At 68.6% G+C, this 6068-nt stretch carries 6 protein-coding genes; 2 read left to right on the forward strand and 4 right to left on the reverse strand.

All coding sequences use genetic code 11. The annotated features are described in order from the left end of the window. Nucleotides 1-181 precede the first annotated feature (181 nt). The 3 genes from ACTICP_RS13850 to ACTICP_RS13860 all read right to left on the reverse strand — a co-directional run bounded on the left by ACTICP_RS13850 (nucleotide 182) and on the right by ACTICP_RS13860 (nucleotide 2383). Nucleotides 182-532 (reverse strand): GntR family transcriptional regulator, encoded by a 351-nt coding sequence (locus ACTICP_RS13850; protein WP_441893322.1) that lies wholly within the window; start codon nucleotides 530-532, stop codon nucleotides 182-184. Between the two features lies 1 nt (nucleotide 533). Further along, nucleotides 534-1427 (reverse strand): hypothetical protein, encoded by an 894-nt coding sequence (locus ACTICP_RS13855; RefSeq protein ID WP_441893324.1) that lies wholly within the window; start codon nucleotides 1425-1427, stop codon nucleotides 534-536. A gap of 92 nt (nucleotides 1428-1519) precedes the next feature. After that, the gene (locus ACTICP_RS13860) at nucleotides 1520-2383 is read right to left on the reverse strand and encodes a VOC family protein (protein ID WP_441893326.1); all 864 of its coding nucleotides are present in this window, start codon (nucleotides 2381-2383) and stop codon (nucleotides 1520-1522) included. A 50-nt stretch (nucleotides 2384-2433) separates the two neighbouring features. Here ACTICP_RS13860 and ACTICP_RS13865 point away from each other — a divergent pair, with 50 nt between their 5' ends. Together ACTICP_RS13865 and ACTICP_RS13870 are read left to right on the forward strand one after the other, a co-directional pair. Then, complete coding sequence (locus ACTICP_RS13865) at nucleotides 2434-3189, forward strand: LamB/YcsF family protein (RefSeq protein WP_441893328.1); 756 nt, start codon at nucleotides 2434-2436, stop codon at nucleotides 3187-3189. Further along, entirely contained in the window at nucleotides 3189-5003 is a 1815-nt protein-coding gene (locus ACTICP_RS13870; protein WP_441893330.1) for a carboxyltransferase domain-containing protein, read from the forward strand. Before ACTICP_RS13865 ends, ACTICP_RS13870 begins: the two co-directional genes overlap by 1 nt. Before the next feature lie 57 nt (nucleotides 5004-5060). Here the strand turns inward: ACTICP_RS13870 and ACTICP_RS13875 are convergent. After that, nucleotides 5061-6068: uracil-xanthine permease family protein (locus ACTICP_RS13875; protein WP_441893332.1), on the reverse strand; the 1008-nt coding region annotated here is incomplete at its 5' end.

The raw sequence follows: 6068 nt of genomic DNA on the forward strand, positions 1-6068 counted from the left end.
GTCAAGAGCATGAAGACCTTGCCGCGGACCTTGAACACTTCCCATTCTGGCCCGAAGGGGTGCTCGAGTCCGGCGCCGGGAAGCTCGTCGGCGCGGTCTCTGGCGAACTGCTGCAGTGCGGTTCCCTCCATCAGTCCTCCAGATCGGCATGACGCAACGTCGAGTAGCTACCAGGGTACGTTCAGTCCGTCCAGACTCCCCGCAGCAGGCGAATGGTCTCGTCCAAGGAGACGCCTTCAGACGCGCTGATGTCGGAGAGGCGACGTGCCGCATCCAGAACGGGGCGTGACGTCGTGCTGATCTTCGCGCTGACTCGGGTGCTGCCGCCCGCGCGTGCCTCGACGTGGCCATCCGTCTCCAGCGCCCGATACGCCTTGGCGACGGTGCCCGGCGCGACCCCGAGGTCCCGTGCGAGCTGGCGCACGGACGGGAGCTTCTCACCGGCACCCATCCGCCCTGCGGCGATCAATCCGCCGATCTGCTCGCGAATCTGATCAGCGGGTGGTGTGGACCCGCGAAGATCGATCTCCATGTCACACCGCGTCCACGCGTTGTCGCGCCGGCCGTCGCACGCTGCTGAGCACGATCTCGAACCAGCATCCGAACCCGAGCACGGACGCCGCCCCGCCCAAGAACCAGAGCAACGGCCCGAAGGCGGCGAACGGAGCGATGATCGGAATGACGTCCTCCCCTTGGAGTACACCGACGCTGCTCGTTCCCGTGTGCCCGAGGAAGGCCAGCACGGTGCCGAGGTGCAGCAGGAGCCCCCCGACGAGGACGCCGAGCACATTCCGGGTGCGCTCCTTCCGAACTGTCGTGTCGCGGAACGAATCAGCATCCAGCGGGGGATGGGCGATCACGCTGAGTGCGACCAGCGTCGCCCCCGCGAACAGCGCAAGAGCGATCAAACTCGGGAGCGCGTAATACCAGCCATAGATCGGGATGCGGATCTCGGCGGCGCCAGCATCCAACGCGAACAGGCGATAGCGCCCGAGCTCATCCGGGCTGGACGCCGAGCCGGCCGCAAGGCTGAGCACGACGATGATCCCGATGAGCGACCCGGCGAGAACGAGCCACCACCGTCGCGCGAAGCTGAAGGCGGTGCGACGGGTGAGCTGCGCAGACCCGGTCGATGCACGGCGCCGCAACGGCAGCATCAGCACGAGAACACCGATGATCCCCGCGACGAGCGGAGCCACATACAGCCAGTCCCCGGGCACCCACGTCAGCGGAGAACTCACGGATGAGTACGCCGTGTTCCCGCTCAGGGTGACGATCAGAGCTCCGACAAGCGCGACACCGACTCCGACCAGCGTGAAACCTCGCACGCCCGCCGAAACGCCAACCGCTCCGCGCGGTGGGCGAACACCGACCCAGAGCATCGCCAGGATCAGCCCGATGACGGGAGCTATCGTCGCCGTGAACATGTCCACCTCGTTGGCTGTATCGATTGGTTGATACAGCCAACCGTACCACTCAAACGGTACGGTTTGTCAGCGCCTCGAATGCGGCGACCAATTCAGGCGGCGAGCTGAGCCTTCAGTGTGTTGTTCCACGGGTCGCGGAAGGTCAGGGTCTTCCCGTCGTCGGCGACCTGAGTGCCGAAGTGCGTGAGGCGCTCGTTCAGCTCGCCGAGGGCATCGGCATCCGGCAATGCGAGGTCGACCTGACCGAGCCCGAGCGCCGGCATTCGGGGTCCTGCGCCGCGCGAGTTCCAGACGTTCATCGCCATGTGGTGGTGGTACCCGCCGGCACTGACGAACAGCGCCTGATCGCCCATGGATGCTGTGGCATCGAAGCCCAGGCGCTGCACGTAGAACTCACGGGCTGATGCGACATCGCCGACGGACAGGTGCACGTGGCCGATCTGCGCAGCATCCGTTGCCGTCGAGCCGGCAGCGGCCTCTTCGGTCAGATGTTCGCGCAGGAACGTGTTCGGGTCGAGGTAGAGCGTCGCCATCTCGACCTGGCCGTGCGTCCAAGACCACTCGGAGCGGTCGCGGTCCCAGTACAGCTCGATGCCGTTGCCCTCGGGGTCTGTCAGGTAGAACGCCTGGCTGACGAGGTGGTCGGCGCTGCCGGTGAACGTCTGCGGGGCGTGCTGTGCGACCGAGTAGAGCGCGGATGCCAGTGCCGCCTGAGACTCGAACACGATGGCGGTGTGGAACAGGCCCGCAGAACCCCGCGCCGCGTGCTGCAGCGACGGTGAGTGCTGCAGGATGACGATCGGGGTTCCGGCGCGCCCGAGCACGACCGTATCGCCCTCGGCGCTCTGCACCTGCAGGGTGATGACGTCGCGGTAGAAGGCCGTCATTGCGTCGAGATCGGCCACGAACAGGGTGACGGCACCCATTGTTGTTGCCGCGGCAAGTTTTTCATTCATGTCGGGTACAACGCCCTGGACGCGTGGATATTCCGAGTAGGGTCTGGAACATGGCGACCATCGATCTGAACTCCGATCTCGGCGAGAACACGCCGGACCGGATCGTCAGCGACGATGCCGCGATGCTCGAGATCGTCACCAGCGCGAACGTCTCGTGCGGGTTCCACGCGGGAAGTCCTGAAGGCATCCGCGAGACGCTCGCCGCGGCCGTGCGACGCGGGGTCGCGATCGGCGCCCACCCCGGATACCGCGACTACGAGAACTTCGGGCGAATCGCGGTCGACATCGACTCGGCCACGCTGCAGGCGCACGTCGAATACCAGCTCGGCGCCCTGATCGGACTCGCCTCGGCGGTCGGCGGCACGGTCGCCTACGTCAAACCGCACGGCGCGCTGTACAACACGATCGCCCGCGACGAGCGGCAGTCCGCCGCCGTGGTCGCGGCTGTTCGCGCGGTCGATCCGAGCTTGGTGCTGCTGGGACTCGCCGGCGGTGTCGTGCTGGACCTCGCAGCGAACGCGGGGCTCACCGTCGCAGCCGAAGCATTCGCCGATCGTGCCTACCGACCCAACGGAACGCTCGTCTCCCGCACCGAAGAAGGCGCCGTGCTGCACGATCCCGCGGTGGTCGCCGAGCGCATGGTGCGCCTCGTCGACGAGGGGACCATCCGCGCGATCGACGGCACCGACGTGCGCGTCGACGCGCAGTCGATCTGCGTCCACGGCGACGGTGCGGGTTCTGTCGCCATGGCGGCCGAGACGAAGCGGATGCTGCAGCAAGCGGGCATCACGATCGCACCGTTCTGATGCGCATCCTCACAGCATCCGATCGGTCGCTCCTCGTCGAGGCGGCCGATCTCGACGAGGCCATGCGCCTGAACCTCGCATGGGACGGCATCCCGGGCATCATCGAACGCACCCCCGGAGCGCGCACCGTGCTCGTGCGGTTCGACCCGGTGCGGGTCTCGGCCGCGGCGCTCGCCGAGACGCTGGCGGCCACACCGGTGGATGCTGCGCACACCCCGCGCTCGCGCGAAGTGACGATCCCCGTGCGCTACGACGGAGAGGACCTGGCTGAAGCGGCGATGCTGCTCGGCGTCACGACAGACGAACTCGTGAACCGGCACCTCGCCGCGGACTGGCGGGTGGCGTTCTCCGGCTTCGCTCCCGGATTCGGATACCTCGTCGGCGGCGACCCGCTGTTCGACATGCCGCGGAGGTCGTCGCCGCGCACCGGCGTGCCAGCCGGATCGGTCGCGCTCGCCGGCGCCTTCACGGGCGTGTATCCGCGGGAGAGCCCCGGCGGGTGGCAGCTCATCGGATGCACGGATGCGGTGATGTGGGACATCGACCGCGACCCGCCGGCGCTGCTGGTGCCGGGGACGGTCGTGCGGTTCGAGCGGGTTCGTGCGGGTGTGGGTGACGGTGGGCTTCGACTCGCTGCGCTCGCTCAACCCGTTTCGTCTGCGGCTGCTGCGCAGCCTCCGCTCAACGACCGGGAACCGGATGTCTCCCCGGGCGGGGCGTTGAGCGAGGGTTCCCCGGGCGGGGCGTTGAGCGAGGGTTCCCCGGGCGGGGCGTTGAGCGGAGGCTCCCCGGGCGGGGCGTTGAGCGGAGGCTCCCCGGGCGGGGCGTTGAGCGAGGGTTCCCCGGGCGGGGCGTTGAGCGAGCGGAGCGAGACGAAACGGGTTGAGCGAGCCGCAGGCGAGTCGAAACCGCGACCCTCCATCGAGATCGTCCACCCCGCACTCCAGCTCCTGATCCAAGATTCCGGGCGCCCCGGCCGCGCAGACCTCGGCGTCTCAGCATCCGGAGCAGCTGACCGAACAGCGATGCGTGACGCGAACCGGGCCGTCGGCAATGATCGGCGTGCCGCCGTGCTCGAGATCGTCGGAGCGGTCGCGCTCCGGTTCCACGGCGAGGGCGTCGCTGTCGTGACCGGCGCCGTCGGCGAGCTGTCGCTGACAGCGGCCGATGGATACCCGCGCAGCATCGCGCACGGCGCCCCGTTCGCCACCGCCGATGGCGACGAGCTCACGATCGAGCATCCGACGCATGGTCTGCGCTGCGTCGTCGGCGTGCGCGGCGGGGTGGATGCGGCATCCGTTCTCGGCAGCCGTGCCAGCGATACGCTCGCAGGTCTCGGCCCCGAGCCCCTGGCGGCGGGTGACGTCGTCGCGGTCGGGGCCGCCAGCATCCACGCCGTCGACCCCATTCCGTTCCCGCGCGCACTTCCGGCACCGGGGGATCTCGTCGAACTCGACATCACCTGGGGGCCGCGGGACGACTGGTTCACGGCATCCGCCCTCGAGACCCTCACGACCCAGGAGTGGGTCGTCACGTCGCGCTCCGATCGGGTCGGCATCCGACTGCAGGGCGATGTGCCGCTGGAACGGGCGAACACGGCCGAGCTCCCCAGCGAGGGCGCCGTGACCGGAGCGATCCAGGTGCCTGCTGACGGGCAGCCCGTGCTGTTCCTGCCCGATCATCCGCTCACCGGCGGCTACCCGATCATCGGTGCGCTCACCGATCGGTGCCTCGACCTCGCCGGGCAGCTGCCGCCGGGCGTTCGGGTGCGCTTCCGCCACGCGCCCGCCCATGAGACTGCATTCCGCGGATGAGATGCCGCGGAATCCCCGCGCTCTCATCCGCGGAATGCAGTCTCGCGGGGTAGGGGACTACTCCGGGTCGCCGCCGAGCTGACCGACGGCCGGGATCGGGCCGCCGTCGTCGGCACCGGTCTTGCGGGCGCGGGCGATGGCGTTGCCCAGGTGGTAGATCACCAGGGCTGCGACCGTGCCCAGCACGATGGCGCCGAGCTGGAACTCGCCCCAGCTCATCGCGAACCCGCCGACGGCGATCACGAACGACACGGCGACCGTGTACTGGTTCACCGGGCGGGAGAAGTCCACGCGGTTGTCGACCCAGATCTTGATGCCGATGACGCCGATGAGGCCGTACAGCGCGGTGGTCACGCCTCCCAGAACCCCCGGCGGAATGGTGTTGAAGATGACGCCGATCTTCGGCGAGAACGCCAGCAGGATCGCCGCCGCGCCCGCCACCCAATAGGCGGCCGTCGAGTACACGCGGGTCGCGGCCATGACGCCGATGTTCTCGCCGTAGGTAGTGGTCGCCGAACCGCCGAAGCCGCCGGCGAGCGTGGTCGCCAGCCCGTCGGCGACGAGGGCGCGCCCGGTGTGCTTGTTGATCGAGGGGTCGTTCGTCATGGTCGCGACGCCGCGCACATGCCCGACGTTCTCAGCGATCAGCACGAGCACGACCGGCAGGAACATCGGCACGTAGGCCCACGCCATCGGGTCGGTCACCGCGGCGAGATGGAAGTCGGGCAGGCCGATCCAGGCGGCCTCGGCGACGCCGTCGAAGGTCACCTGTCCGGTGAAGATCGCCACCACGTAGCCGACGATCACGCCGAGAAAGATCGAGATGCGCCCGAGGAATCCGCGGAACAGCACGCTGAAGAGGATCACGGAGGCAAGTGTCACCGAGGCGAGTTCGGGCTGCAGGGTGAAGTTGTTCCAGGCGGCGGGTGCGAGGTTGAAGCCGATCAGGGCGACGATGGATCCGGCGACCACCGGCGGCATGAACCGGTCGATCCAGCCGACGCCGACCGCCTGCACGAGAAAGCCGATGCCCGCCAGCAGCAGACCGACGACGAGCACGCCGAC

Origin of the sequence: Microbacterium sp., assembly GCF_052102115.1 — a bacterium.
GTDB lineage: Bacteria > Actinomycetota > Actinomycetes > Actinomycetales > Microbacteriaceae > Microbacterium.